The sequence below is a fragment of the Meiothermus hypogaeus genome (assembly GCF_003574035.1).
In the GTDB taxonomy this organism is placed as follows: Bacteria; Deinococcota; Deinococci; order Deinococcales; family Thermaceae; genus Meiothermus; species Meiothermus hypogaeus.
Genome location: NZ_QWKY01000001.1, coordinates 39,454 through 64,395 on the forward strand (window position 1 = coordinate 39,454; position 24,942 = coordinate 64,395).

The 24,942-nt window shown below is 59.4% G+C and carries 23 protein-coding genes, 2 tRNA genes and 1 pseudogene; 14 read left to right on the plus strand and 12 right to left on the minus strand.

What is annotated here, in order from left to right; all coding sequences use genetic code 11:
• Positions 1 to 53 precede the first annotated feature (53 nt).
• A complete protein-coding gene (hisS, locus tag Mhypo_RS00195; protein WP_119339346.1) occupies positions 54 to 1,340 on the plus strand; it encodes a histidine--tRNA ligase in 1,287 nt (428 codons plus the stop codon).
• A gap of 23 nt (positions 1,341 to 1,363) precedes the next feature.
• On the opposite strand, the gene Mhypo_RS00200 is transcribed toward hisS, so the two are convergent.
• Both Mhypo_RS00200 and Mhypo_RS00205 read right to left on the minus strand, forming a co-directional pair.
• Positions 1,364 to 3,070, minus strand: coding sequence for a SulP family inorganic anion transporter (locus Mhypo_RS00200; protein WP_119339347.1), 1,707 nt, complete (start codon positions 3,068 to 3,070; stop codon positions 1,364 to 1,366).
• On the minus strand, positions 3,067 to 3,408 hold the full coding sequence (locus tag Mhypo_RS00205; protein ID WP_119339348.1) for an ArsR/SmtB family transcription factor: 342 nt from the start codon (positions 3,406 to 3,408) through the stop codon (positions 3,067 to 3,069). The genes Mhypo_RS00200 and Mhypo_RS00205 overlap by 4 nt, the downstream gene beginning before the upstream one ends.
• A 168-nt stretch (positions 3,409 to 3,576) precedes the next feature.
• Here Mhypo_RS00205 and aspS point away from each other — a divergent pair, with 168 nt between their 5' ends.
• From aspS to Mhypo_RS00250, 9 genes are all read left to right on the plus strand, one after another.
• Complete coding sequence (aspS, locus tag Mhypo_RS00210; protein WP_119339349.1) at positions 3,577 to 5,319, plus strand: aspartate--tRNA ligase; 1,743 nt, start codon at positions 3,577 to 3,579, stop codon at positions 5,317 to 5,319.
• Positions 5,320 to 5,391: 72 nt separating this feature from the next.
• Complete coding sequence (locus tag Mhypo_RS00215; RefSeq protein WP_119339350.1) at positions 5,392 to 6,303, plus strand: PhzF family phenazine biosynthesis protein; 912 nt, start codon at positions 5,392 to 5,394, stop codon at positions 6,301 to 6,303.
• A gap of 45 nt (positions 6,304 to 6,348) precedes the next feature.
• Complete coding sequence (locus tag Mhypo_RS00220; protein ID WP_119339351.1) at positions 6,349 to 7,173, plus strand: HAD family hydrolase; 825 nt, start codon at positions 6,349 to 6,351, stop codon at positions 7,171 to 7,173.
• A 59-nt stretch (positions 7,174 to 7,232) separates the two neighbouring features.
• Positions 7,233 to 8,045 carry an HAD-IIB family hydrolase gene (locus tag Mhypo_RS00225; RefSeq protein ID WP_119339352.1) on the plus strand — a complete coding sequence of 271 codons (813 nt, stop codon included), beginning with the start codon at positions 7,233 to 7,235 and terminating at the stop codon, positions 8,043 to 8,045.
• A gap of 134 nt (positions 8,046 to 8,179) precedes the next feature.
• Positions 8,180 to 8,704, plus strand: a complete 525-nt coding sequence (locus tag Mhypo_RS00230; protein ID WP_240637050.1) for a hypothetical protein — start codon at positions 8,180 to 8,182, stop codon at positions 8,702 to 8,704.
• A 484-nt stretch (positions 8,705 to 9,188) separates the two neighbouring features.
• Positions 9,189 to 9,596, plus strand: coding sequence for an S-adenosylmethionine decarboxylase (gene speD, locus Mhypo_RS00235; protein WP_119339353.1), 408 nt, complete (start codon positions 9,189 to 9,191; stop codon positions 9,594 to 9,596).
• Positions 9,597 to 9,688: 92 nt separating this feature from the next.
• Complete coding sequence (speE, locus tag Mhypo_RS00240) at positions 9,689 to 10,627, plus strand: polyamine aminopropyltransferase (protein WP_119339354.1); 939 nt, start codon at positions 9,689 to 9,691, stop codon at positions 10,625 to 10,627.
• 139 nt (positions 10,628 to 10,766) lie between these two features.
• Positions 10,767 to 11,717, plus strand: a complete 951-nt coding sequence (locus Mhypo_RS00245; RefSeq protein ID WP_119339355.1) for an alpha/beta fold hydrolase — start codon at positions 10,767 to 10,769, stop codon at positions 11,715 to 11,717.
• 17 nt (positions 11,718 to 11,734) lie between these two features.
• Positions 11,735 to 12,421 carry a DsbA family protein gene (locus Mhypo_RS00250; protein WP_119339356.1) on the plus strand — a complete coding sequence of 229 codons (687 nt, stop codon included), beginning with the start codon at positions 11,735 to 11,737 and terminating at the stop codon, positions 12,419 to 12,421.
• A gap of 120 nt (positions 12,422 to 12,541) precedes the next feature.
• On the opposite strand, the gene clpX is transcribed toward Mhypo_RS00250, so the two are convergent.
• From clpX to tig, 3 genes are all read right to left on the minus strand, one after another.
• Positions 12,542 to 13,738 carry an ATP-dependent Clp protease ATP-binding subunit ClpX gene (gene clpX, locus Mhypo_RS00255; RefSeq protein WP_119339357.1) on the minus strand — a complete coding sequence of 399 codons (1,197 nt, stop codon included), beginning with the start codon at positions 13,736 to 13,738 and terminating at the stop codon, positions 12,542 to 12,544.
• Positions 13,725 to 14,312 carry an ATP-dependent Clp protease proteolytic subunit gene (locus Mhypo_RS00260; protein ID WP_119339358.1) on the minus strand — a complete coding sequence of 196 codons (588 nt, stop codon included), beginning with the start codon at positions 14,310 to 14,312 and terminating at the stop codon, positions 13,725 to 13,727. The genes clpX and Mhypo_RS00260 overlap by 14 nt, the downstream gene beginning before the upstream one ends.
• A 402-nt stretch (positions 14,313 to 14,714) precedes the next feature.
• Positions 14,715 to 15,929 carry a trigger factor gene (tig, locus tag Mhypo_RS00265; protein WP_119339359.1) on the minus strand — a complete coding sequence of 405 codons (1,215 nt, stop codon included), beginning with the start codon at positions 15,927 to 15,929 and terminating at the stop codon, positions 14,715 to 14,717.
• Between the two features lie 255 nt (positions 15,930 to 16,184).
• Here tig and Mhypo_RS00270 point away from each other — a divergent pair, with 255 nt between their 5' ends.
• Positions 16,185 to 17,393, plus strand: a complete 1,209-nt coding sequence (locus Mhypo_RS00270; protein ID WP_119339360.1) for an NAD(P)/FAD-dependent oxidoreductase — start codon at positions 16,185 to 16,187, stop codon at positions 17,391 to 17,393.
• Positions 17,394 to 18,012: 619 nt separating this feature from the next.
• On the opposite strand, the gene Mhypo_RS00275 is transcribed toward Mhypo_RS00270, so the two are convergent.
• Together Mhypo_RS00275 and Mhypo_RS00280 are read right to left on the minus strand one after the other, a co-directional pair.
• A tRNA-Leu gene (locus Mhypo_RS00275) sits at positions 18,013 to 18,097 on the minus strand.
• Between the two features lie 72 nt (positions 18,098 to 18,169).
• A tRNA-His gene (locus Mhypo_RS00280) sits at positions 18,170 to 18,246 on the minus strand.
• A gap of 187 nt (positions 18,247 to 18,433) precedes the next feature.
• On the opposite strand from Mhypo_RS00280, the gene Mhypo_RS00285 reads away from it, so the two are divergent.
• Both Mhypo_RS00285 and Mhypo_RS00290 read left to right on the plus strand, forming a co-directional pair.
• Positions 18,434 to 18,997, plus strand: a complete 564-nt coding sequence (locus Mhypo_RS00285) for a TetR/AcrR family transcriptional regulator (protein WP_186814668.1) — start codon at positions 18,434 to 18,436, stop codon at positions 18,995 to 18,997.
• Positions 18,998 to 19,113: 116 nt separating this feature from the next.
• Positions 19,114 to 19,800 (plus strand): Crp/Fnr family transcriptional regulator, encoded by a 687-nt coding sequence (locus Mhypo_RS00290; RefSeq protein WP_119339362.1) that lies wholly within the window; start codon positions 19,114 to 19,116, stop codon positions 19,798 to 19,800.
• A 204-nt stretch (positions 19,801 to 20,004) separates the two neighbouring features.
• Here Mhypo_RS00290 and Mhypo_RS00295 read toward each other — a convergent pair whose 3' ends face one another.
• Complete coding sequence (locus Mhypo_RS00295; RefSeq protein ID WP_147075527.1) at positions 20,005 to 20,505, minus strand: hypothetical protein; 501 nt, start codon at positions 20,503 to 20,505, stop codon at positions 20,005 to 20,007.
• 103 nt (positions 20,506 to 20,608) lie between these two features.
• Between Mhypo_RS00295 and Mhypo_RS00300 the strand changes: the two genes are divergently transcribed.
• On the plus strand, positions 20,609 to 22,879 hold the full coding sequence (locus Mhypo_RS00300; RefSeq protein ID WP_170148165.1) for an ATP-binding protein: 2,271 nt from the start codon (positions 20,609 to 20,611) through the stop codon (positions 22,877 to 22,879).
• Positions 22,880 to 22,947: 68 nt separating this feature from the next.
• Here Mhypo_RS00300 and Mhypo_RS17990 read toward each other — a convergent pair whose 3' ends face one another.
• From Mhypo_RS17990 to Mhypo_RS00320, 4 genes and pseudogenes are all read right to left on the minus strand, one after another.
• Complete coding sequence (locus tag Mhypo_RS17990) at positions 22,948 to 23,214, minus strand: transposase (RefSeq protein ID WP_119339365.1); 267 nt, start codon at positions 23,212 to 23,214, stop codon at positions 22,948 to 22,950.
• Between the two features lie 70 nt (positions 23,215 to 23,284).
• A pseudogene (locus Mhypo_RS18820) lies at positions 23,285 to 23,497 on the minus strand (hypothetical protein); the annotation flags it as partial.
• A gap of 263 nt (positions 23,498 to 23,760) precedes the next feature.
• Positions 23,761 to 24,213 carry a cytochrome P460 family protein gene (locus Mhypo_RS00315; RefSeq protein WP_119339366.1) on the minus strand — a complete coding sequence of 151 codons (453 nt, stop codon included), beginning with the start codon at positions 24,211 to 24,213 and terminating at the stop codon, positions 23,761 to 23,763.
• 70 nt (positions 24,214 to 24,283) lie between these two features.
• Entirely contained in the window at positions 24,284 to 24,910 is a 627-nt protein-coding gene (locus Mhypo_RS00320; protein WP_119339367.1) for a hypothetical protein, read from the minus strand.
• Between the last annotated feature and the right edge of the window lie 32 nt (positions 24,911 to 24,942).

Genomic DNA, 24,942 nt, shown 5'->3' on the forward strand with positions numbered 1-24,942 from the left:
TAGCCTGCTTGCGGGAGGGCCCCTGAGCACGCGGGACCCTTAGAATAAGGGTCATGTTGAAGGCGGTACCCGGAACCAACGACATCTTTGCCCAGGCCAGAGAATACCCTTTCCGTGAGCCGGTCTTTCGCTACATTACCCAGACCGCCGAGGAGGTGTTGCGGGGGGCCGGAGCGCAGATGATCCATACCCCCATCTTCGAGTATCTGGAAGTGCTGCAAAAAGGCGTGGGCCTGACCTCAGACATTGTGGTCAAGAAGGAGATGTACGTGCTCGAGGACCGCGGGGGACGGGTGCTGGGACTGCGTCCGGAGCCCACAGCCTCTATCGTGCGGGCCTACAACGAACACGGCATGAAGGTCTGGTCCCAGCCGGTGCGACTTTTTACCTGGGGGCCTATTTTCCGGGCGGAACGCCAGCAAAAGGGCCGCTACAAGCAGTTTCATCAGGTAGACTACGAGGCCCTGGGCCTCGCTGATCCTCTCCTGGACGCGGAAGCCATTGCGCTGATGGTGCGCATTTACAAAACGTTAGGCTTGAAAAACCTCGAGGTCAAGCTGGGCTCGGTCGGCGACCCCGAAGACCGCCTGCGCTACAACGAGTACCTGCGGGAGCTCTTCAGGCCTCATGCCGAGAAGCTCTCGGAGGACTCCAGGGTGCGCCTGGAAGCCAACCCCATGCGGATTCTGGACTCCAAGAGTGAGATCGACCAGCAGATTGTGGCCGATTTGCAGGTCAAGCCCATGCTGGCGTTTCTGGGTGAGGCATCGCGGGCCTTCCACGAGAAGGTGTGTTACTACCTGGAACGGTTGGGAATTTCGTTCAGCGTTGACCCCAGCATTGTGCGCGGTCTGGATTACTATGTCCGCACTGCCTGGGAAGTCCACCATGCTCAGATTGGGGCCAAGTCGGCCCTGGGAGGTGGAGGTCGCTACGACGGTCTTTCCGAAATGCTGGGCGGCCCCCGGGTACCGGGGGTGGGCTTTGGTATAGGCATCGAGCGGGTGGCCATTGCCCTCGAGCAAGAGGGCATTGCGATCCCTCCCGACCCCTCCCCCACGCTTTACCTGGCCCCCCTGGACGAACCCGCCCAGATCGAGGCCCTGGCCCTGGCCGAAAGCTTGCGTCCTAAGGTGAGCGTGGAGATTGGCTATACCCCCAAAAGCCCGCGCAAGGCCCTCGAGGATGCCCTCAAGAAAGGAGCCTGCTACGTGGGCTTTCTGGGTGAAGGCGAGCGGGCCAGGGGGGTCATCACCCTCAAACACCTGGAGAGCGGTGAGCAGAAGGAGCTCGAGCCCCTGCAACTGCACAGCCTCTTTGAGGGCCCCGACCCCAAGTAGCCATTTCCTTTTTCATCAGCCCGCTAGGGACCGACGGGTTTACTTTCCGATTGTGTCTGGCGATTTCTCTCTACGTGGCTCCAGGCGTGGCCGATGGCCTGGTCGGTAGTTTCGAACAGATGGTGCCCATGGGTAGTAATTTCGTCGAGCAAGCCCATGCGCGCCAGCACTTCCCTGGGCTGCGGTTGTAAACCTGAGATGAGAAACTTAATACCTTTTCGCTCCAGGGCTTGCTTCATGGTCAGGAGGGCGTTGGCCCCACTCGCATCGATGACCTTAACCCGCCGCATCCGCAGAATCAGCGCGTCTACCTTGGAGATTTGTGTCAGGTTGTTGATAAACTCGCCTGCTGCCGCAAAGAACAGCGGTCCGTCTACTCGGAAAGCTACCACCCGCTCGCGCAGCAGGTCGTGATCGACCTCGAGATGCGACGGAACCTGGGGTGTTAGATCCATGGGCTCCAGGCTCAGGGAGTTGCGCATTCGCTGGATGAACAAAATCCCGGCCAGCACCAGCCCCACCTCAATGGCCAGCACCAGGTCGAAGGCCACCGTCATGCCCATGGTGACCAGCATGGTGCTCAGGTCGCTTTTGGTCGAGCGCAAGATGGCCTGTACAGCCTCCCACTCAATCATCCGCACCGCTACCACCATCAGAATGCCCGCCAGGGCAGCAAGGGGAATCGCTTGCGCCAGCGGCCCCAGCAGCACCACCACCAGGAGCAAGAAGAGTGCATGAATGATGCCCGAAAGTCGGGTTTGCGCCCCCGAGCGAACATTGACCGCTGTACGGGCGATGGCCCCGGTGGCCGGAATTCCCCCAAAGATGGGGGCCAGCAGATTGGCGAAGCTCGAGCCAATCACCTCCCGGTCGGGGTCGTGGCGTTCGCGGATAGTCATGCTGTCGGCCACAACAGCCGAAAGCAGGGTCTCGATGCCGGCCAGCAGGGCTACTGCCAGGGCAGGGCTGAACAGGCGGCTCACATCGGTAAAACTCCAGGCGGGCAGATGGGGCGCAGGCAGTGTGGTAGGAATCTCGCCGATGCGAGGCACATCAAAAAGTAAGCTCACCAGCGTTACTGCAATGAGGGCCACAATGCTACCTGGAATGTGCTTGACATAGCGGCCCCACAACAAAATTAGACCCACCGTGAGCAGAGTCAGGAGCGGGGCGGCCATTTCGGGTTGACGAAGATAATCCTGCAAGGCCTCCAGGGTGATGGGCAGGATGTGTTCGCCCCTGGGCGTTGCCACGCCCAGCATTGCTGGAATTTGCTGCAGGAAAATGATGATGGCAATGCCATTGGTAAAGCCGATCACCACCGGGTAAGGGATGAGTTGAATGAGGCGACCAAAGCGCAGCAGGCCCATGACCAGCAGGATCAGGCCGGCCATGATGCCCACCAGGAAAATCTTGTCTACCCCGTACTGGGCAATGATCGGCAGAAGAACCACCGTCATGGCTCCGGTGGGGCCGGTGATGTTGTAACGCGAACCACCCATCGCCGAGCCTATGAAGCCAGCCACAATGGCGGTAAATAGTCCGGCGGCAGCTCCGGCCCCACTGGTCACCCCAAAAGCCAGGGCCAGGGGTAGCGCAACTACCCCCACAGTCAGACCGGCCAGCAGGTCCTGCTGGAAGCGGGTCGGGTTGTAGTCAGAAAACTCCTGGCGCCAGGCCGGAATGGGGTTGAGGAGCTCGAGGCTCTTCAACCAGCTGTTGCTAATCACCTTGACCCCACCTCCCGCCGGATCTGAGCCAGCATCTCGCCGGACTGGGCCAGTTGTCGTTCGAAAATGGTTCGACCCAGGTCAAGAAAGACGTACACCTCCGGGTCAGCGGTGCGGTAAAAGATAGTAGTGCCTTCCTTACGGGTTTCCACGAACCCCCGCTGGCGCAAGATGGATAGCTGCTGCGAAACCGCAGGCTGGTCAGCATTAAGTTCAGCCACCAGTTGACCTACGCTCTTCTCCCCTTTGCGCAGGCTGTCTAGAATAGCCAGCCGCAAAGGGTGGCTGAGCGCCTTGAAAAACTCCGCTTTGAAGCGGTGAAGGGCCGATTCCGCCATGATATAAATATAATATAATATAACAATATTTGCAAGTTCGAAGGGCTATAAATGCTTCTTTGATTTGTGTATATTTTCACGATAAAATGTATTTGTGAAAATATTAATAACTAGCTGCACACGTCATCGCAATTTGAGAAGTTTTCACAAAAAGGTATGCTAAAGCCTATGCGCCGTACGCTCTATTGTGGCAATTTACGCGAACAACATGCAGGGGAAAAAGTAGTCCTGGAAGGCTGGGTCAACCGCAGGCGCGACCTGGGGGGGCTTATTTTTATTGACCTGCGGGACCGCGAGGGCATTGTCCAGGTTATCGCCAACCCCGATTCAACCTGTTTTACCGAAGCGGATAGGGTCCGCCCAGAATGGGTGGTGCGGGTAGTGGGGGTGGTTCGTAGCCGCCCTGCCGATCAGGTCAACCCAAAACTAAGCACCGGTGCGGTGGAGGTGGTGGCGGAGAGCCTCGAGGTGCTGGCTGAAGCCAAGACACCCCCCTTCCCCATTGACGCCGGCTGGCGGGGTGAGCAGGACCAGAGCGTAAATGAGGAAGTGCGTCTGAAAAACCGTGTGGTAGACCTCCGTCGAAAGCGGCTGCACGACAACCTGCGGCTAAGGCATAAAGTGATTGCCGCAATCTACCGCTTTCTGGATGCCGAGGGCTTCATCGGCGTGGAAACCCCCTACCTGACCCGCTCGACCCCTGAAGGCGCGCGGGACTTTCTGGTGCCCTCGAGGCTGGAGCCCGGCCACTTTTATGCCCTGCCCCAGTCGCCCCAGCTCTTCAAGCAGATGCTGATGGTGGCTGGCTACGACCGCTATTTTCAGATCGCCCGCTGCTTCCGCGATGAGGACCTGCGGGCCGACCGCCAGCCCGACTTCACCCAGCTCGATATGGAGCTGTCGTTCGTGACCCAGGAGGACATCATTGCCCTCAACGAGCGGCTGGCCGCCTACATCCTCCAGGAAGCCCTGGGGGTGGAGCTTAGCCTTCCCTTCCCGCGCCTCACCTATGCCGAAGTGATGAACCGCTACGGCTCCGACAAACCCGACCTGCGATTTGGCCTGGAGTTGCAAGACGCAACGGAAGTGTTCAAAGGCGGCGAGTTTAGGGCCTTTGCCAGCGCCGAGACCGTCAAGGTCCTGGTGGTGCCGGCCCTGCTGCCCCGCAAGGAGATCGAGGAGCTCGAGGCCCTCGCCAAGTCCAAAGGGGCAGCGGGTCTGGCCTGGGCCCGGCTGGAAAATAGCGCGTTCACGGGAGGTATTGCCAGGTTCATACCGCCCGGCCTGCGCGAGAAAATAGCGATTTCGGAGGGCCAGACCGTGCTGTTCGTGGCCGGCCCCTGGCGTAAGGCGGTCGAGAGCCTGGGGGCGGTGCGGCTCGAGCTCGGCAAGCGGCTCAAGCTGATCGAGCCCGGCTACAAGTTTTTATGGGTGGTGGACTTCCCTCTCCTAGAGTGGGACGAAGAAGCCAACCGGTGGACCTACATGCACCACCCTTTTACCAGCCCCAACCTCGAAGACCTGCCGCTGTTGGAGAACAACCCCGGTCAGGTGCGGGCGTACGCCTACGACTTTGTACTCAACGGCAGCGAAATTGGGGGCGGCTCCATCCGCATCCATCGCCGCGACTTGCAAGAGCGCATGTTTACCCTGCTGGGCATCGGCCCCCAGGAGGCCCAGGAGAAGTTTGGCTTTTTGCTCGAGGCCCTCTCCTACGGCGCACCCCCCCACGGCGGCATCGCCTGGGGCCTCGACCGTTTCGTTGCGCACCTGGCTGGCGAGGATTCTATTCGGGAGGTCATTGCCTTCCCCAAGAACAAAGAGGGTAAAGAAACGCTCACCGGCGCCCCCGCCCCTGTGGACGAAACCCAGCTGGCTGCGGTCGGGCTGGCCATACGGGGTAACGCATGAAACCCAAAGACACCATAACCCCATGCCCTAACCTGAGGGATATTCCGAACCGAACGGAAAAGGGGGTTAGCCATGTCTAGCGCCCAGTACCGCGTCCCATACTTGCTGGTCGATGCTTTTACAGAAATCCCCGGCGGGGGCAACCGGGTAGCCCTGGTACTGGATGCCCGTGGCATGACCACCGAGGAGATGCAGCTGGTGGCTACCAAACTGCGGCAGCCCCAGGCCGCTTTTGTGACCGACTGGGATGGCGCCGGGTTTGGGGTGCGCTTCTTTGCGGCCAATGGCGAGGTGGAGTTTAGCGGTCATGCTGCTGTGGCCCTAGTGATCACCCTGGCCAGAGAAGAAAAGCTGCCTGCGGGTGTCAAAAAAATCTATTTGCGCACCATCGGGGAGTCGCTCACGGCAGAACTCGAGGACAGCCGGGCCCGGGTGCAAAGCCCCAGCCCCCGCTTCCGCGACCCCCCTTCCTGGAAGGTCTTGCAAGAGTTTATCGAGGTGATGGGGGCCAATGAGCGTTACCTGCACCGGGGCCTACCTTACGGCATCACCTTTACCGGCCTGTGGACGCTCTTCATGCCGGTAGTGGCGCCGGGGCTGGTAGATGCTCTGGAGCCCGACATGGAAAAACTGGCCGAGCTGTCCAGCGAGCTCGAGGTCGCCACCGTGCATGTCTACGCCCCCTATGGCCCCCGTCGCTTCTATGCCCGAACCTTTGCCCCAGCCCTGGGCATCCCCGAAGACCCTGTGACCGGCTCACCCAACGCGGCCCTGGGTGCGCTGCTGGCCCGTGCAGGGGTGGTGCCGCGCTGGGAGGGTGAGGTTAACCTCACCGTTACCCAGGGCCACCGCATGGGCGGCCCTGGCCAGGTGGATGTGCGGGTTGAGTATGGCCCTGCCGGAAACATCCTGGGCGTGTTCATTGGCGGCACCGCGGTGGTAGCGGAAAACGGCGTGGTGGAGCTGGGTGGCAGCCTCAACTGAGCACCTCCAGCATTTGCAGTTATCGCTTGCCAAAGCAGACCTTTTATGAATAGATCGATCCGGCTTGTGCTGATAGACGTGGACGGCACCCTGTTCGGCCCCGGCGGTGTGCCCGAGTGCGCCTGGGAGGCCGCAGAACGTGCCAGAAAAGCAGGGTTGCATCTGAGCATCTGTACGGGGCGGCCCGGGCGTGGCTTCGCCCTCGAGTACGCCGAGCGGCTTGACCCCCAGGGTTTCCATATTTTCGAGTCGGGTGCGGTGATTGTTTCGGGGCAGCAGGAGGTAGTGCGGGTCTCGGCGCTGTCCATGCAGGCTTATAAAAGGCTGCTCGAGCTCAGCCGACTGCACGCGGTTCCCTTTGAGGTATACACCGCCGAGGGAGGTTTCTACCGCGAGAGCACCCACCCCGACCTGCTCTACCACGAAACCATGCTGGGCTTCCAAGCCGAGCTGCGCAACCTGGATCGCGTGGCCGAACGGGTGGTACGGGTGCAGTTTGTCTGGCGCCCCTCCCCCGCCTGGTCGCAGATACGCGAGCAGATTCTGCGCATGCCGGAGGTTGAGCTCCACGAAGCTACCAGCCCGGGTATGCCTGGGGTAGGTTTTAGTTCAGTAACCGCAAGGGGGGTCTCCAAACGGGCGGCAGCGGAATGGGTGGCGGATCAGTTAGGGCTCGATTTGAGCCGGTGCGCCATGGTTGGTGATGGTGAAAACGACCTCGAGCTAATCCAGGCCGCCGGGCTGGGTATCGCTATGGGCAACGCGCCTGCAAGGGTGCAGCAAGCCGCCGACTTGGTAGTGAGGGAAGTTGATGAGTGTGGCCTCGAGCAGGCCCTGGATATTTTGGGGGCATCGTCGGTGCATCAATAAGTGATTTTATTCACGATAAAACAGGCTTGTGAAGTTTTTATGCTTTAAGGAGGCCTTTCATGATCAAACTTGTGGCCCTGGACCTCGACGGAACCTTTTACGCAGGACGCATCCTGGGGGTGCCCGAGTCGGCCTGGGCTGCCATCGAGCGAGGCCAAAAGGCGGGCTTGAAATTTGCGGTGTGTACAGGTCGTCCGCAGGGGGGCCATGGCCTGCAATACGCCCAACGCTTGCAACCCGACGGGCCCCATGTCTTCAACGATGGTGCCTCCATTTGCGACGCCGGGGGCAGGTCGCTCCATGCCGAGCCGGTACCCCGCTTGAAGGAAATCATCGCCATTGCCCGCAAATACCGGCTGCCCTTTGACCTCATGGGGGCCGAGGGTGGCCGCTACTACGAAGACGCACTAATGCCCCCCGAACTCCTGACCCACATCGAAATAACCGGCGTGACGGCTCGCTCGGCCCTGGTTGAGGAAATAGAAGAAACCCTGGTGCGGCTGTGGTTTGTGGTGCCCGATCTGAGTTTGTGGGAAACGGTCAAGCCCGACCTGGAGGCCCTAACCGAGATTGACCTGGCCGAGTACCTGAGCCCGCGCGAAGCCATTGTGGGCTTAATCAAAAAGGGGGTGAACAAGCTGTCCGGGCTTCGCTGGCTGGCCGACTATTACGGGCTTTCTCTAGAGGAGGTGGCCATGATCGGCGATAGCCATAACGACCTCGAGGCCATCCGCGATGCGGGACTCGGCATTGCCATGGGCAACGCGGTAGAGGAAATCATGGCCGTGGCCGACCACGTCACCGGCCACGTGCGCGAGGATGGCTTCGCTCAGGCCATCGGACATGTGCTGGCACTCAATGGGCAGACCTGAGCTGCCCTTATCGGTCGCTTCGCTCAGCTAATGCGTAGAAAGCTGATCGGCCTTTATCGGCAAATTTGGTTTCGGCGGATACATCGGGATATTTCTCCCTACACAACCCTCCAGAATCAGGCCAACATTGGCACATGTTGGGTATACGCGACCGCCAACTGGGGCTACTGGTCGGCTTGATGTTTGCCCCCTTTGCCCTGCAGTTGCTGGGCTGGGCGGGTACGCCACTGGGTGGGGGGCCTTGTGGAGCCATCGGGCTCGATCAGTTGATGCTCGAGCAGCCTCAGGCTTTCTTTTACGCTCAAATCATGCTGTGGGGCATCTCGCTGCTGATGGCTACGGGTTTTTTTGTATTGATGCTGGGATTCATGCACAACGGTACGATTCAAAAATCCCAGGCCCGGCCTTTTCTGCTGATTGCCCTAGCGGTAGGTAGTCTGACGGCCTTGATTTATGTACTGACCCACACCGTTGGCCTGCCCGCACCAAGTCCGGTCGGCTGGTTGCTGGGTGGGGCCGAGCCCACCGATGCCATTGGAATTCTTATTTTCTTGGTGCTGCTCGTGCAAATCAGTCTGGCCTTGCGCTGGCTTGTGCAAACCGAGCCCGCCCCTCCCAAAGCAGCCCCATCCCAGGCCCATCGGTCCAGGGTTATTTGAGCCCGGTAATAGGAAGATTGGTGGATGGATCGGTGGTTGTTGGAGCAATTTCGCAGTGCCCATACCTCGTTTTATTGGCAAACTTTCGGCTCGTCCGGGCCTCGAGGAACTTATTCAAGAAGTGCATGAGACCATGCGTTCGTACAGCCCGGAGGACATGCAGCAGCGTATTTTCCAGACCTATCGAGCATTCTTCCCTTGGAAGTTATCCGCGTAGCGGAGGGCGATACCGCCCCTTGGAAAGCGACACTTTTTTTTCGCCGACCGACAGGGAGGTGTGCTTTAGGATTCAAAAAGACAACTTATGGGGTTTTGGTTTTGTAAACTGTCCTTTTGAACCCGGTATCAGGGCCTGCAAGCTACCAACCGAAACCTTTTTTCCGCGAGTTGGCCCTTCCCACCAAAGCAAATCGCGGTCTACAATCTTGATTTTGCCAGGTGCATTTCTTCGCAGATCCTAGTGGGTGTGCTACCATAAACAGCCGTGACAGACGTTACCGGTGGCCGCTGGGTGGCCGAGATTTATGGCTGCAACCTGGAAGTGCTGGAAAACCCCAAACTCGTGGAGGTTGCGCTCAGGGACGCGGTCTTCAAACTAGGAGCGCCTCCTGGAAGTGTGCAGGCCACGGTTTATAAGTTCTATCCCCAGGGACTCTCGGCAGCCATCCTTTCGCCCGTTGCAGCGGTCATGATTCACACCTGGCCCGAGGATGACGCTTCGGCAGCCCTCGATCTTTACTTTTTTAAGCCCGACGTAGACCCCGAATCGGTATTGCGGGGCTTGGCGAGGGCTTTTGGGGCCAGGGAGGAGTCGGCTTTCCGGTTGTGGCGGGGGGGCGAGCACGAAATCAAGCGCAGAAGCCAGGGTAACGCCAGCCGCTCGAATCGCTAATCCGCAGGAAGGCTTTATTTCTGGTCGTCCTACCCTGGCCAGCCTCTGTTTACCAACTTTGGGCCTAAACCCTAGTCTTTTCTGGAGGAACCATGGAATACGGAATGTACTACCTCGAGCAAGTCACCCCCTATGAAGCCATCTACCGCCGCATGGACAAGGTGCTGGCCGCCGGGCGAACCAGGTTCCAGGATTATTTCATCTTTCAGACCGGTGCTTTTGGCAAGGTGCTGGTGCTCGACAAGGACGTACAGTCTACCGAGCGCGACGAGTACATCTACCACGAAACCCTGGTGCATCCGGCTCTGCTGGCTCACCCCAACCCGCGTTCGGTGTTCATTGTGGGCGGCGGTGAAGGTGCTACCCTGCGCGAAGTTTTACGGCATCCCACCATCGAGCAAGCCGTGATGTGCGACATTGACGATGAGCTGGTGGAAATGGCCCGCACCCTGCTGCCCGAGTGGCACCAGGGTGCTTTTGACGACCCCCGGGCCCAGATCATCACCGAGGATGCCAGGGGCTATCTGGAGAAACACCCCGACACCTACGACGTGATCATTGTGGATCTGAACGATCCAGTGGGTGAGGATAATCCAGCCCGGATGCTCTTCACGGTGGAGTTTTATCAGCTGCTCAAGCGCCGCCTCAACCCGGGAGGCCTGATGGCAATGCAGGCCGGGATGATCCTGCTTACCCATCACAAAATGCACCCGGTGGTGCACCACACTGTCAAGCAGGTCTTCAAGTACACCCGCACTTATCAAAACTACATTCCTGGCTTCATGCTTAATTTTGGCTTTATTGTGGCCTCGGACGCTGTGGATATTACGGGCTTGAGCGAGGGCACTCTGGAAGCCCGTATTTTGGAGCGCAACCTACCGCTCAGGCACCTCGAGGCCCCCTACATCGAGGCCATGTTCGTCTTGCCCAAAGACCTCAAGGAGGCCATCACCGCCGAAACGATGGTTTCTAGCGATGCCCGGCCCTTCTGGCTAACCGAAGAGGGCGAGGCACGGCAGTCCGGGGCCTGAGGCTGCATGGGCCGCAAGCGGACAACAAGCCTCAACTGCCAGAGGGGCTACGGTAGTGTGCAGCACTAAGGGGTACTGTGCTTTGGTGAGTAATCCAGTCAAGCAAAATCCACGCCCCGCTCTTTTATTCGTATTGCTAATGGTTCTGATCGTTTCGTGCGCACCAGCCATCAGCACAACCCCAGACCCGGATGGTTACACCCTGCGTCCTGCACTGGAGGCTGAGCGCCGGAGTCTCGAGCTGCCTGGTTTTGGAAAGGTCAGCTACTACGCCAATCCGCGAGGGACGGGCCGCCCGCTGATTCTGACCCACGCGGTCAATGCGGCTGCTAGTGCTTACGAAATGAAGCCCGTGTGGGAGATGTATGCCGGTATTCGCCCGCTTTTTGCCCTGGAATGGCCTGGATTTGGCAGCAGTGATCGTCCGGACCTCCAATACACGCCAGAGTTGATGAGCCAGGCTCTGCTCGAGCTCGTCAAGCAAATCGGCGGCGAGGTAGATGTGGTGGCCCTCAGCCTGGGCAGTGAGTTTGCTGCTCGAGCAGCCCTTGCCGAGCCGCGCATCAAGACCCTGGTGCTCATCAGCCCAAGTGGTTTTGGAACCCCCACCGGCACCTCTCAGGAAGCCTCCGAGCAGGATGGCGGCAACTCGCTGTATGGTTTTCTGGCCGCGATTGGCGACCCCCTGTTTGGTCTGTTGAGTACGCGCTTTGTGCTCGAGTTCTTCCTTGACCGAAGCTTTCGTGGGCCGGTACCGGCCGATATCGTGGACTATGCCCTAGAGACCACCCGCCAGCCCGGTGCCAGGTTCGCCCCCATCTACTTTGTGAGTGGGCGGTTGTTTACCCGCAATGCATACGATAGGTTATATGACAAACTGACTATTCCGGTGCTGGTGCTCTACGACCAAGACGGCTTTGTCTCATTTGATAGCCTGTCAAAATTCGCACAAAAGCCAAACGCCAGCGTAGTCCGGATTCCCGAGACCGATGGGCTGCCCCACTTTGAAAAGCCGGCCGAAGTCCAGGCTGCGCTGGGCACATTCTGGAGCAAGGCGTACCAGTTGCCTTCTGCATTTTTTCATCAGTAAGCAATAGAATCTAACGTATGCAAAGGACCCTATTTATTGTGGTCGCACTCCTGGCTGCTGTCATTGCCGCAGTGCTCTTCGTAGTGCTCCGACCCCAACCCTCTGTCGGTGTTACCGACGCAGCTCTTGGCGCCAGGTTCGTTATCGGAAACCCGGATGCCAAAGTGACGGTAGTGGACTTCTCCAACTACCTTTGTGGCCACTGCCGAGATCACGCCAACGATGTATTTCCGTTCATCAAAAGGGACTACATAGATACCGGTAAGGTACGCTATATTTTCCGTGATTTTCCCTTTGGGGGACAGGAAAACGTTATTCGGGCGGGTGAAGCCGCTGCCTGCGCCGCCGACAACAACCTGTACGTCGAATACCACGAAGCCCTTTTTCGGGCGCAACTGCAGTGGGCAGGTTTTAGCGGAGAGGCCCTCGATAACTACTTCGCCGACCTGGCAGGTCAGATCGGGATGGCCCCGGCAACCTTCTTGCAATGCCTCAAATCGGGTAGCAAACGGGCAGGCGTGCTGGCTGACCAGAAGCTGGCAGGCGACCTGGGTTTAACCGGTACGCCAAGCTTTTTCGTAAACGGCGAAAAATACACCGGCCAGCGCTCTTACGATAGCTGGCGTGAAATCCTCGACAAAGCCCTGGCCGGTCAGGCCCCAGGCAACGACCAGGGTGGCGCCAGTAGCCCGGCCAAGCCCTGAGCGCATCGCGCTGGCCTGATCTTGTTTTAGCACCAGACATGGCAAAGCTTGCCTGGCCGGTTGCGAGAAGGTTCCCGGAAGCAATCCTGAATACCTCCGCCGACCTGTTGGCCAGCTTGCTCAGGAAGCCTGGCGCAGCCGGGCTTCCTCGAGGGCCATGAGCGGTTTATCCAGGTGGGGCAGGTCAAAAACCACTTCCGAAACCCCAGAGCCGGGCAGCTCGTACATCAGTTCGACCATAGCCTTTTCGATCACCGACCGCAGGCCGCGGGCCCCGGTGCCGCGCTTTAGCGCCCGGCGGGCAATTTCGCGCAACACGCCCGGCGTGAAGCGAATATCAATGCCCTCCATACGTAGCAACTCCTGGTACTGGCGTATGAGGGCGTTCCTGGGCTCGGTCAGGATGCGCACCAGAGCTTCTTCGTCGAGGGCCTCGAGCTGTACCATTACCGGCATGCGGCCCACAAACTCGGGGATCAGACCATAGCGCACCAGATCTTCCGGGATGGGCTCGGGCTTCTCCTCGGTTTTCTTGGGGCGGGTGAAGCCGATGGGGTTCTGGTCTACCCTCGAGAGCACAATGCGCTCGAGGCCATCGAAGGCTCCGCCCAGAATGAACAAAATGTTCTTGGTATTGAGGCTAATGAACTCCTGGTGGGGATGCTTACGCCCGCCCTGGGGCGGTACATTGGAAATGGTGCCCTCCACAATCTTCAAGAGGGCCTGCTGAACCCCCTCACCCGAGACATCTCGGGTCAGGCTGGGATTCTCCGACTTACGAGCAATCTTGTCAATCTCGTCAATGTAAATGATGCCCTTCTCGGCAGCCTGAACGTCAAAATCGGCTGCTTGCAAAAGCCGCAGCAAGACGTTTTCTACGTCCTCGCCCACGTAACCGGCTTCGGTCAGGGTAGTCGCATCGGCGATGGCAAAAGGCACGTCCAGCATCCGGGCCAGGGTCTCGGCCAGTAGGGTTTTGCCGGTTCCGGTAGGGCCAATCAGGAGGACGTTGGACTTTTGCACCTCGGCCTCGGGATGCATAAGCCGCTTGTAGTGGTTGTATACCGCTACCGAGAGGGTTTTCTTGGGCAATTCTTGTCCGATTACGTACTGGTCAAGGAAGCTCTTAATCTCGGCTGGTTTGGGCAGATGACTAGGGCCGGCAAAGCTTTGCTTGGGTTCGGATTCCAGCAGGTCGTTGGCCCGTTCCACGCATTCGTTGCAGATGAAGACCTCGCCCAGCGGCGACTCGATCAAATGGGCGACCTCCGGGTGTTTGCGCCCACAGAAACTACAAGAAGGCTTACTGCGTCTCACGGGTAACCACCTGGTCTACCAATCCATAGCTGGCGGCCTCTTCGGCGGTGAGGTAGTAGTCGCGCTCGGTATCGCGCTCGACCTTTTCCATAGGCTGATTGGTGTGGCGAGCAATGATACCATTGAGGACTTTACGGGTCTTGAGGATTTGCTCGGCCTGGATGGCAATATCGGTAGCTTGTCCGCCCAGTCCTCTGGCCCAGGGTTGGTGAATCATGACCTTGGAGTGCGGCAGTGCATAGCGCTTGCCGGGTGCCCCCGCCGCAAGCAAGACTGCTCCCATGGAAGCGGCCAGCCCCACACAGATGGTCGAGACCGGCGCCGAGACAAACTGCATGGTGTCATAAATGGCCAACCCGGCATCCACGTCCCCCCCAGGTGAGTTGATATACATGCGGATCTCCTGATTGGGATTTTGCGCGGCCAGGAAGAGAATTTGTGCCACAATGGTATTGGCTACCTGCGCGTCTATGGGCGTACCCAGGAAAATAATGCGGTCTTTGAGCAGGCGGCTATATATATCGTAGACGCGCTCGCCACGGGCAGTTTGTTCGATGACGTAGGGAACTACCATATCGGCTCTATTTTATGCCTGAATGCCAGGTCAAGAGGGCGTTGGCGCACATAACGAGTTTTCATCGCACCAACTCACACCAGATTCGATTGATTCGTTACCCAACAGTAATACCAGATTCGGTTAGTTCGTCACCCTTTGGTGACGAACTAACCCGACCGAAGTTATCCGCGTAGCGGAGGGCGATACCGCCCCTTGAAAAGGGTGACGCTTTTTTCGCCGACCGATAGGGAGGGGTTTGCTCCAGGATTCTAAAAGACAACCTATGGGGTTTTTGGTTTTGTGAGCTGTCTTTTCGAATCTGCTATCAAATACCACTGCAAAGTCGGCAGGCTTAGGGATCCCAGACAGTGTACGCCCCCTGCCGGGGGCGTACAAGGAGCCTTTACACTGAGCAGTCTTTCAGCTTTCAATCCTAGTCACTGCTTCGAGAAGCGCTTTATCGTGCAAACGTTGGATACGGAGGCGGGCAATGGCGTCGCGGCCTAGTTCGCTTTGCAAGCGGGCCGGAGTGGTGCGGTAGGAGCGAGCCATTTCGTTCAGAAACTCTTCAAACTCCTCCTGACTCAGTTCCGTTTTGAGCTCTTCGGCCAGGGCCTCAACAGCCAGTGAGCGGCGCAAGCGCTTGGTAGCACTTTCGCTAAGGTTTTGCTTGAACTCCTCGAGCTTGCCGTCTTTCTCGAGCTGGGCAATATAATCCCTCAGTTCAAGTCTTTGCTCTTCGAGGTCGTCGGCCAGGCTTTGCAGCAGGCTCTGCTCCTCGCGGGCCTGCATGGTAGGCGGAATCTCGGCTTCGATGGCCTCAGCAAGCTTATCCAGCAACTGATTGGCCTTGGCGTTGCGGGCCTCGCGTTCAAACTGGGCTTTGAGGCTCTCCCGAACTTTATTGGTGAGGGATTCCAGGTTGTCTTCACCCACCGTTTTAGCAAATTCGTCATCCAGCGCAGGCAGTTGCAAGGTTTTGACTTCAAGAATTTTGGTCTTGACCTCGCGCACAATGGTTTCACCATCTTTGACCGGTACCACCACCTCGTCGCCAGCTTTCCTGCCAAGCAGGGCCTCGCGAACGTGGGGCTGGGCGTTCTCCATCACCACCGGGAAGCGCCCCCCATCATCGGTCTCGATGAAGACGTGATCATTTTCCTGGGCTTCCCGATCTACCGCCACCATTTCGCCATAGCGACTGCGCAAATCGTCCAGGGCACGGTTCACCACTTCATCGGTTACCTCGGGCGTTTCGACCTCGAGCTTGAAGGTTTGCCAGTCAGGCAGCTTGACTTCGGGGTAGTTCTCGACTTCAACGGTATACACAAAAGGCTGCCCAAAAGTCAGGTTCTCTTCGAGTACCCTGGCCCCCACCGGTAGCAGCGATAGCTCCTGCGCAGCCTTGGGAAAGGTCTCATCGCGCAGGGCTTCCTTTACCTCTTCAAGTAGCGACTCTTTGCCGATTTTGGCCTCAATCACCTTACCTGGGGCCTTGCCAGCACGAAAGCCCGGCACCTTGACCCGCCCGGCATAGTGGTTCAGCACCGATTGATAGGTTTGCTCGACCTGGCTGGCCGGAACCTCTACCTTTATTTTGACCCTGTAGCCTTCGCGTTCCAAAATTTCTGCCACAACACACCTCAAGTTCGACCCCTGGGGTCGCCAAGTGCTTAGTTTACAACCATAAGGCAGGATTTAGGTACACCCAAGCAGAAAAACAAAAGTTGCTTGCCACCCCTGTAAGCAGGGCATAGACCTGAAGGTCGTCAGAGATTCTATGCTAAAGAGGCGAACCCTACGCCCCAATGCTTTCTTTCAATAGACGGGACAACTGACCCTACATACCCCCTATAGGTATGTAGTAACTTGTGAAACAAGGAGCAAGCCATGAAAACCATTCTGGTAATCGGCGGAAACTTCGGCGGAATGACCAGTGCTTTCGAGCTCAAGCGCAAGCTGGGTAAAGAAGCACGAATTGTAGTGGTCTCGAGGCAAAAAGAGTTTGTTTACGTCCCCTCTCTCATCTGGGTGCCCTTTGGTCGCCGCAAGGTCTCGGACATTACCTTTGATGCAGAGAGCACCTTCCGGCGTGGGGGCATCGAGTTTATCCTTGGCGAAGCCTCCCAGATCAAACCTGCGGAAAATAAGGTGGCACTGGCCGACGGCACCGTTCTGGATTATGACTTCCTGGTCATCGCCACCGGCGCCAGGCTGGCCTGGGATGCCGTGCCGGGACTGGGGCCCAAAGGCTATTCGCACTCCATCTTCACCCCGCCAGATGCCGAAAAGACTTATGAGGCCTACAAAAAATTCCTGGAAAACCCAGGCCCGGTGGTGATCGGCGCAGTTCCGGGCGCTAGCTGCATGGGGGCTGGCTACGAATACCTCTTCAACTTCGACCACCAGGTTCGTAAAGCCGGCAAACGTAACCAGGTTAGCATTACCTGGGTCACGCCCGAACCCAAGCTCGGCCATTTTGGCATTGGCGGTATGTCCGGCGGTGAGGCCATGCTCAAGATGTTCCTGAAGATGCAAGGCATTGACTACCGGGCCAATGCGGCCATTACAGAAGTACGCCCCGATGGCGTGGTGCTCTCCACCGGAGAAGTGCTGCCTTCCAAGTTCACCATGCTGGTACCCCCCTTCGAAGGGGTGGAGGTGATGCAAAAAACCCCAGAACTGGTGGATTCCAAAGGCTTTGTGGAAGTCTCCGACGGCTACCAGAGTACCCACTATCCCAATGTCTTTGCGGTAGGGCTGGCCGCCAAGGTGCCCAACCCCTTCAAGGGTGATGTGGCCTTTGGTGTGCCCAAAACCGGCTTCCCCACCGACGAAATGGCCAAGACTGCTGCCCACAACATCCGCGAAGTCCTGCACGGCAACCTCAACAACCTGCACTGCAAATCCTTTGGCAGCATGCCGGCAGTGTGCGTGATGGACGCGGGCAACAAAGAGGTCATCATCCTGGGCAACCACCTCTACCCGCCCCGCCAGTTCCAGGTCATGCTGCCCAATGTGCTGGGCGACTTCAACAAGGTGCTGGTGGAAAAAATGTTGTTGCTCAAGTATCGCAACGGCTGGTCGTTCCTGCCGTAACTGCCTCTCCTACCAACCCCTCTCCCGATGCGAGAGGGGTTTATCTTTTCCCGTACAGCTATTCACGCCTGAACGCGGTTCCCACGGTTATTTGGTACAGCAGGGCTTGCTGTTCCAGGTAGATTACGCTTCACCATGTCTAGGAAATACCCTGCCAGGACAGGTAAGCTTTTTTTGTGATCAGGTAACAAAGAATTTGGGCGCACTAATACCAGATTTGGTTAGTTCGTCACCGTTTGGTGACGAACTAACCCGACCGAAGTTATCCGCGTAGCGGAGGGCGATACCGCCCCTTGGAAGTTATCCGCGTAGCGGAGGGCGATACCGCCCCTTGGAAGGGAGACGCTTTCTTCGCCGACCGACAGTGAAGGGCCATCGGCCCCCGGCTAGCGCCGGTACTCAAGGGAGGGGTGTGCTCTAGGATTCAAAAAGACAGCCTCTAGTGTTTTTGGTTTTGTAAACTGTCTTTTTGAATCCGGTATAAAGTCCGCCCCGATGAGGCGCAGATCGCAATTTTTGGGCAATCGACGCGCTGCAAAACAAGTTGCCAGTGCACTGAGAAAGCAAGCTCAAAATAAGTGCAGAAAAGCAAGAATCCCGGGAGTTTCCCGGGGTTCGCTGGTGCGCGGAGGGGGACTTGAACCCCCACACCTTGCGGCACAAGATCCTAAGTCTTGCGTGTCTACCAATTCCACCATCCGCGCAGGAAGGATAGGGTTTAGAGGTCAGGGGTTGAGTTTGCTGCTTGCTTGTGCCCTGACCTCTGCGCCCTTATTTGGGGTGAGCGATGGGACTTGAACCCACGACCCCCGGTTCCACAGACCGGTGCTCTAACCGGCTGAGCTACGCTCACCGCGCCGCAACAGCAAAGGGTATTGTAGACGTCGTGCTGTAATGCGTCAAGAAGGGCAAGCTTGATTCCTTTGGCTCAAAAAGGTCTGGAATTAGGGGCTCTGACATTGACGCTCTTCAGGACACATCCTATACTCTGCCCCAAGGTGCCGAACAATCGTTCGTTTGAAGAAGAAAAGCTGGAGAAGATGAGCCGCCGCGATGAAATCCTGGACGCGGCCGGGGAACTATTTAGCCGTCGGGGTTTTCATGCTACCTCCATGCGCGATCTGGCCCGAGCAGTTAATCTGCAAGGGGGCAGTCTCTACGCTCATATCGATTCCAAAGAAGAATTGCTATTTGAGCTGGTGAACAGGGCAGCAGATGAGTTTTTATACAATGCCGAGGCAATTCCGGCCCACATATCACCCAAAGAGCGGCTCGAGCGCCTTATCCGGGGGCACCTGGAGGTAATTGTGCGTGAGCTGGACTATGCAACGGTCTTTTTTCATGAGTGGAAGTTCCTCAACCCCGAGTTGCAAAGCCGAATAAAGGCCCGCCGGGACGACTACGAGACGCACTTCCGCAAGACCATCGAGGCCGGGGTCAAAGAAGGTCAGTTTCAGGTAGAGGATGTGCGGCTGGCGACTCTGTTTGTCCTGTCGGCTTTGAACTGGACCTATCACTGGTACCGACCCCACGGCAAGCTGACCCTCGAGTCCCTTTCGAAGCACTACTGCACACTGGTTTTCAAGACCTTAGGGGCGTGTTAGCCAGAGGCCCCAACCGGCATCGGTTCTGCTCGCACTTTGCCTTTCCTCTGGCGGACACCCTGGCACCCGAGTATGAAGCAGGGCCGACGGGGTATCCGGTACAATCCGGATAAGACATGCCTTATCTCCATCAACCTGGTTTTTTAGAGCGTCTGAGCGAACACGAGCGGCAGCGGCTGGGGCAGATTTGCCCACCGCGGGTCATTCAGCCAGGCGAGCTGCTGCACCGTGAGGGGGACACCTGCCAGAGCCTGCTCATCCTGATTGAAGGTCAGGTAAAGCTCTCGAGGGTCGCCGGTGTGGGCCAGGAACGCATTGTGTACGTGGCGGGAAACGGGGATCTGCTGGGTATCAACTTTTTGGATCAGGATGCAATTCACTCGACCACCGCCGTTTGTTTGAGCCGGGTCATGGTCTGTCCAGTAGAAAAAAGCCAGATGGAGCGGGTTTCTCGCGAGTTGCCCAATGTTCCCCTGCGGCTAGCCCAGGTGCTGGCAGAACGGGTAGGTCAGCTCGAGGCCCAGCTCGAGGTCTCGTCGGCACCTGCTGCTTTTCGTCTGGGCCGGACATTTGCCTGGCTAGCCCAGCGCTTCAGCATGCCCGATTTTTCGCCCTGGCGCGATCTGCCCATGGAACTGAAGCAAGAAGACCTAGCAGCCATGTGCGGCATCACCCGGGTAACGGTAACCCACACCCTGGGCGAGCTGCGCAACCTGGGGCTTGTCAAAGGAACCCGTGGGCGCTACCAGGTCAACCTGAAAGCCCTCGAGGCCTGGCTCGAGGGCTTTGCCGATGGTGTCTAGTAGGGGATTCAAATGGACAGCTTAGAGAGCCAAAACCCTGGAGGTTCTCTTTTTGAATCCCAGAGCATACCCCTCTTTGTCGGTCGGCAAACGGCCTGATTCGTTGCTGTGTGGTAACGAATCAGGCCAATCCGCTTAAGAATTGTCTCGAGCCAATGCCACTCAACCGGGCCGACGCTCAGGCCGGGCGCTGCTCCCCCAAGCCTACCGCCCTATGAAAATCACCGCCTGGCTTAGGTCGGAGAGGCGCGGTTTGCAGGTGTCCTCGACCGGGATGAAGGAGAGGGCCACTGGCTGGTCGCCCATTCGCAACACCCGCACCTCGTAAACCGCACGGGCGCATTCGGGCATGTTCGGCGGGAAGCCCTTGACCTCGAGGATCATGCGGCTGCCCTCGAACCGGAAGGTGCCGCTGGGGAAGGGAGCGGTGGGCGTGCGGGTGCCCTCGGGGGTCACGCCCAGTGCGAAGCTGCCGTCAGGGTTGTAGCGGATGTAGCCCATCCCGCCCTGCGGGGCGAACGCCGGGTTGTTCTGGTATTGCTTCCAGACCCCCACGATATCGGCAGGACTGGTGGCCAGCACCACGCAGGGCACGTTCTTGCCCGCTTCGCAGGCCACCAGTGGTGGCCGGGGGGGCTGGGCCTGCGGGGGCTGGGCGGCCACGATGCCGAGGAGAACTAGGGTGGTGAGTGCGAGCTTTTTCATCTTTATACCTCCCGCCCTTTTTGGGGACACTTTCATTGAACAAAGGGCGTCCCAGCCGCGCAATAGTATTTTCGTACCGCACGTCGTACCATGTACGAAGGGTATGCAAACCGCGACCTTTTTCGGGGGCTGGGTGCGCGAGCGCCGCAGGGAACTCCAGCTCACCCAAAAGAAGCTGGCGCGGCTCTTGGGCTGCGCCCCGGTCACGGTGCAGAAGATTGAGGAGGGCCGCCGCCGCCCCTCGCCCCTGCTGGCCGAGGGGCTGGCTAAGCACCTCGAGATCGAGCCGCAAGACCTAGGACGCTTCTTGCGGCTGGCCCGGGCCGAGCCCCCGGTGCCTAGGGCGCTACCAGGACGAACCCTCACGCCCGCTTCCAGCCTACCCGTCGCGGCCACGGCGCTCCTGGGGCGGGAGGAAGAACTGGCCCTGATCAAGCAGAAACTCCTCGCCGCCCAACCGCGCCTGCTCACCCTCACCGGGCCGCCGGGGGTAGGCAAGACCCGGCTGGCCTTGCAACTGGGCCACGAGCTAAAAGAGGCATTCGCCGACGGGGTGCGCTTTGTACCGCTGGCCCCGCTGGAGCGTCCGGAGCTGGTGCTCCCCACCCTGGCCCGCAGCCTGGGGCTCTCGGAGGGCGGCTCGGGGCTCCCGGCCCGGCTGCAAAAGCACCTGGGCGATCGGCAAATCCTGCTGGTGCTGGACAATTTCGAGCACCTGTTGGAGGCGGTGGTGGGGCTCTCGGGGCTGCTCGAGGGCTGCCCCGGCCTGCGGGTTTTGGCCACCAGCCGCCAGGCCTTGCGGCTCTACGGTGAGCAGGAGTGGCCGCTCGAGCCGCTGGCGCTGCCAGGGCCGGGCAACCCCGCCGCGAATCCGGCGGTACGCCTGTTGGTCGAGCGGGTTCAGGCCTTCGACCCGGCGTTTACCCTGGACCCCCACAGCGCCTCCGCCGTCGCCGATATCGTGACCCATCTGGATGGCCTCCCGCTGGCCCTCGAACTGGCCGCCGGGCGGCTGCGCTACCTGAGCCCTGGCGAACTGGCCTCCCAGCTCCGGATGAAGCCTCTGGCCGCGCTGGGGAGTGGGCCGAGGGACTGGCCCCAGCGCCAACAGACCATGGCAGGGGCCATCGCCTGGAGCTACGAGCGGCTTGAGGCCCCTTTGCAGCGGGTCTTCCGGCACCTGGGGGTGTTCGTGGGCGGCTTTGACCTAGCTGCCGCTACCGAGGTCGCGGGGGCCAGCCAGGGCGACCTCGAGGCCCTGCTGGATGCCTACCTGATCCGCCGCGAGGGGGGCCGCTTCTACCTGCTCGAGATCCTCCGCACCTACGCCCTCGAGCAGCTCTCCGCCGAGGAACTGGAAGCCGCCCGCGCGGCTCACTTTCAGCACTACTTGGCCCGGCTCGAGGCCCACCCTGTGGAGGACATGGACTGGCTCGAGGCCGAGATGGGCAACCTACGGGCGGCGCTACAGCGGGTGCTGGAGCGCGGCGAAGCCCGACCGGCTCTGCGGATGTTGCGCCAGAGCTTTTGGTTCTTGGAGGTGCGGGGCTACCAGCGCGAGGGGCTCTCCTGGATGCGAGAGGCACTGGCCCTGCCCGGCGAGGTCGAGCCGGAGCTGCGCATCCACATGCTCAATCGCGCCGCCACGATGGCCTGGCAGGTGGGGGATTTCGAGACTGTAGACTCCTGGCTGGATATAGCCCTGGGCCTGAGCCGGGCGGAGCGGCTGACCCACTGGGAGGCCCATATATTGATGCACCGGGGGCGGGTGGAGATCGAGCGGGGGCACTATCATGCGGCGCTGCGGGTGCTGGAAGAGGCCCTCAGGGCCAGCCGCCGGGAGGGTAGTCCCAACTTGATCGCCAGCACGCTACTCCAACTGGCTTACGCCCAGCTATTGCTGGGCAACCTCGAGGCCGCTGGTGCGTTCACCCAGGCAGGGCTGGAGGTATGCCGCGAGGTCGGCAACTCCTTTTGGGAACCCCTACTCCTCGACATCAGGGCTCAGCTGGCGATGAAGCGGGGTGAACACGCGGCGGCCCGATCCGACCTGCTCCGAGCACTGTCCCTGAGCGAGCACTCGCTCCTGCTGACCCGAGTTCTGGTCTCGCTGGGCGAGGCACTGGGCGCTGACCCCGAGGCCGGGCACGAGCAGGTCTTGCAGGCCGCGCGGCTGTGGGGGGCGGTGGAGGCCGAGCGCGAGGCCAAGGGCCTACCCTTCTCGGTGCCTGACCAGGCCCGCCTGGCGAACTCGGTCAGGCAGGCCAAGACACGGGCCAGCGACCTCGAGTGGAACCTGGCCTGGGCCAGCGGGCGCTCACTGTCCCTGCGCGAGGCGCTGGAGTACGCCCGCTTGCTCGAGCGCGAGTACTAAGAGCGGCCTCCCACAAACAGTCGGTACGGCGGTTTAGGTCGTACCGACTACAATACGAACCTAGTATGTCAAGCCTTTACCTGGGCCTTGAGGACTCGATAGACCTCGCGGGCCAGATAGGTATTGAGCAGTCGCAGGGCTTCCCGAGGGGTCTTGCCCTCCTGTCGTTTGCGCAGGAAGTAGTCCCGAAACCCCCGCTGGTTCAGACGAATCCGCGTCAGTACCGCTAGGTGCAGCACATGGTTGAGCCGCCGGTTGCCCCCAGGGTTTACGCACACCCGGCCCACCTGCCCACTCCCCCGGTACACCGGCGCCACCCCGGCATAGCTGGCCAGGTAGTGCTTGTAGGGCCTTGCGCACCGATACCAGTTGCCCCCGGCAACGGGTCAGCTCCTGCAGGGCCAGGGTGGCCTCGCAGGGCAGGTAGCGGGGGTGTTGCGGATTGGCCAGCAGGGCATGGGCGGCATGGGCCGCATCCCGCCCATCCTCCTTGCGCCGTTCGACCCGGCTGCGGTACTGGCTGGTCAGGGAGGGGTGGATGGGATACAGGCAGGCGCCTTGCGCGACCAGGTAGCGGGCCAGGGGTAGGGCAAAGTTTGGGATGGGGCGGGGGTTCATGGGGATCGTAGCCTGTCCGAGTTGGCGGGGAGTCGTATCATTCAGCCGGCCTATTCGCTCGAGCTCAATCCTGCCGAGCGGGTGTTTGAGGAGGTCAGGCGGGCCATTGAAGGCAAAGTGTACACTTCACTGGAGCACAAACGCCTGGCTGCTGAGGAGTGCCTCGCCCAGCTTGCGGCTAATCCAACCAGGGTCAAGCGGCTTTGCTTTTGGCCTTGGATTCAAGAGGCTTTATGTGTCACCTCGTCGTAGAGTTGGTATAACTAGCGACGACCCCAGGAGGTAAAAACCTGGTCGGTGGCATTGGCCTGCCGATGGCAGTCTACGCACATGGCCGGGTTGGATAGCGCACCACCCTGGAACGCATCACCTTTACGCTCGTAAGCAGCCCAGGCCCAGTCGCCTGCGCTGTTGCTGCGCTTTTGCATCACCCAGATATTGGTAACGGTCAAACTGGTAGGATCGACACGTTCCTTAACAAAAATGGTGCCTTGAGCGAAGGGCAGATTGTAATTACCATTCGCACCCACAAGGCGCTCTGGGGCCAGATTGACATAGACATCCTTACCCAAGGGGTGGGCCCCAGCAGTGTTGATTTTGTTGACATTAACCCGTGTCCAACCCGCATACCCGCGAATACTCTCCGTCAGGCTGGCCACCTGTGCCAATACCCCGCCTACCAGCATTAGTCCTAGCAACAGCATCCACTTTTTCATGGGTTACCTCCCAGGACTAAGGCTAGGTAGTATCTGAAGGGCTTTGTGTATCGGATTTAACACAAAGGCGCTAAGCTTTACTAGACCCCTCGCCCAGGCTATCCCCCAGAGCAAACTCCAAGGCCATCTCCCAGGCCGACTGCTCGAGTTGCAGCACCCGGCCCACGACCCCATCCACTTCCGCAGGACGCAGTTCTTCGGAAGCCTCGAGGGCCAGACTACCCAAATCGTGCAACAGGGCCTGCGCTTCGGGAGCCATCCAGTGCTGGGCTACCAGGTCGGCCAGACCGCCTGGTGCCTCTGGGAGCGGGTGGGAACTCCAGGCGTCGAAAAAAGCCCTATGCCTGGCCCATTGGGCTACACAACCCATGGCATAAGGGACTTGCTCGAGACCGTGCAGAAAATCCAGGTAATGCTGGCGGGCGGGGTGGACAGGCACGGGGGGCAGCTCGAGGTCGGCCAGCCAGTCCAGCTCTTCTACCGTGACCAGCAGGGCGTTGACCATAATCAGACGGTGTTTTTGCGGCGCCCGGCGCAGCAAAGCGGTCTGCAGGTCCAGCATGGCTTGGTACAGGTATTGCTCCTGCACCAGCCAGCACTCAAAAGCACGCCTGGAGACTTTTTCCTCGCGCAATAGGCGCAAGAAGGGCTGCTCATTCAACTCAGCCCAACCCCGAAAGCCCCGCAGGTCAATCACGCCCTTAAGCGTGAGGCTAAATAGGCCCGGTG

Excerpts from the sequence above, each read along its gene's own strand:
- hisS (WP_119339346.1), top strand. The coding sequence starts at position 54 with ATGTTGAAGGCGGTACCCGGAACCAACGACATCTTTGCCCAGGCCAGA.
- Mhypo_RS00205 (WP_119339348.1), bottom strand. The coding sequence starts at position 3,408 with ATGGCGGAATCGGCCCTTCACCGCTTCAAAGCGGAGTTTTTCAAGGCG.
- aspS (WP_119339349.1), top strand. The coding sequence starts at position 3,577 with ATGCGCCGTACGCTCTATTGTGGCAATTTACGCGAACAACATGCAGGG.
- Mhypo_RS00215 (WP_119339350.1), top strand. The coding sequence starts at position 5,392 with ATGTCTAGCGCCCAGTACCGCGTCCCATACTTGCTGGTCGATGCTTTT.
- Mhypo_RS00220 (WP_119339351.1), top strand. The coding sequence starts at position 6,349 with ATGAATAGATCGATCCGGCTTGTGCTGATAGACGTGGACGGCACCCTG.
- Mhypo_RS00225 (WP_119339352.1), top strand. The coding sequence starts at position 7,233 with ATGATCAAACTTGTGGCCCTGGACCTCGACGGAACCTTTTACGCAGGA.
- Mhypo_RS00230 (WP_240637050.1), top strand. The coding sequence starts at position 8,180 with ATGTTGGGTATACGCGACCGCCAACTGGGGCTACTGGTCGGCTTGATG.
- speE (WP_119339354.1), top strand. The coding sequence starts at position 9,689 with ATGGAATACGGAATGTACTACCTCGAGCAAGTCACCCCCTATGAAGCC.
- Mhypo_RS00245 (WP_119339355.1), top strand. The coding sequence starts at position 10,767 with ATGGTTCTGATCGTTTCGTGCGCACCAGCCATCAGCACAACCCCAGAC.
- Mhypo_RS00250 (WP_119339356.1), top strand. The coding sequence starts at position 11,735 with ATGCAAAGGACCCTATTTATTGTGGTCGCACTCCTGGCTGCTGTCATT.
- Mhypo_RS00260 (WP_119339358.1), bottom strand. The coding sequence starts at position 14,312 with ATGGTAGTTCCCTACGTCATCGAACAAACTGCCCGTGGCGAGCGCGTC.
- Mhypo_RS00270 (WP_119339360.1), top strand. The coding sequence starts at position 16,185 with ATGAAAACCATTCTGGTAATCGGCGGAAACTTCGGCGGAATGACCAGT.
- Mhypo_RS00285 (WP_186814668.1), top strand. The coding sequence starts at position 18,434 with ATGAGCCGCCGCGATGAAATCCTGGACGCGGCCGGGGAACTATTTAGC.
- Mhypo_RS00290 (WP_119339362.1), top strand. The coding sequence starts at position 19,114 with ATGCCTTATCTCCATCAACCTGGTTTTTTAGAGCGTCTGAGCGAACAC.
- Mhypo_RS00295 (WP_147075527.1), bottom strand. The coding sequence starts at position 20,505 with ATGAAAAAGCTCGCACTCACCACCCTAGTTCTCCTCGGCATCGTGGCC.
- Mhypo_RS00300 (WP_170148165.1), top strand. The coding sequence starts at position 20,609 with ATGCAAACCGCGACCTTTTTCGGGGGCTGGGTGCGCGAGCGCCGCAGG.
- Mhypo_RS00315 (WP_119339366.1), bottom strand. The coding sequence starts at position 24,213 with ATGAAAAAGTGGATGCTGTTGCTAGGACTAATGCTGGTAGGCGGGGTA.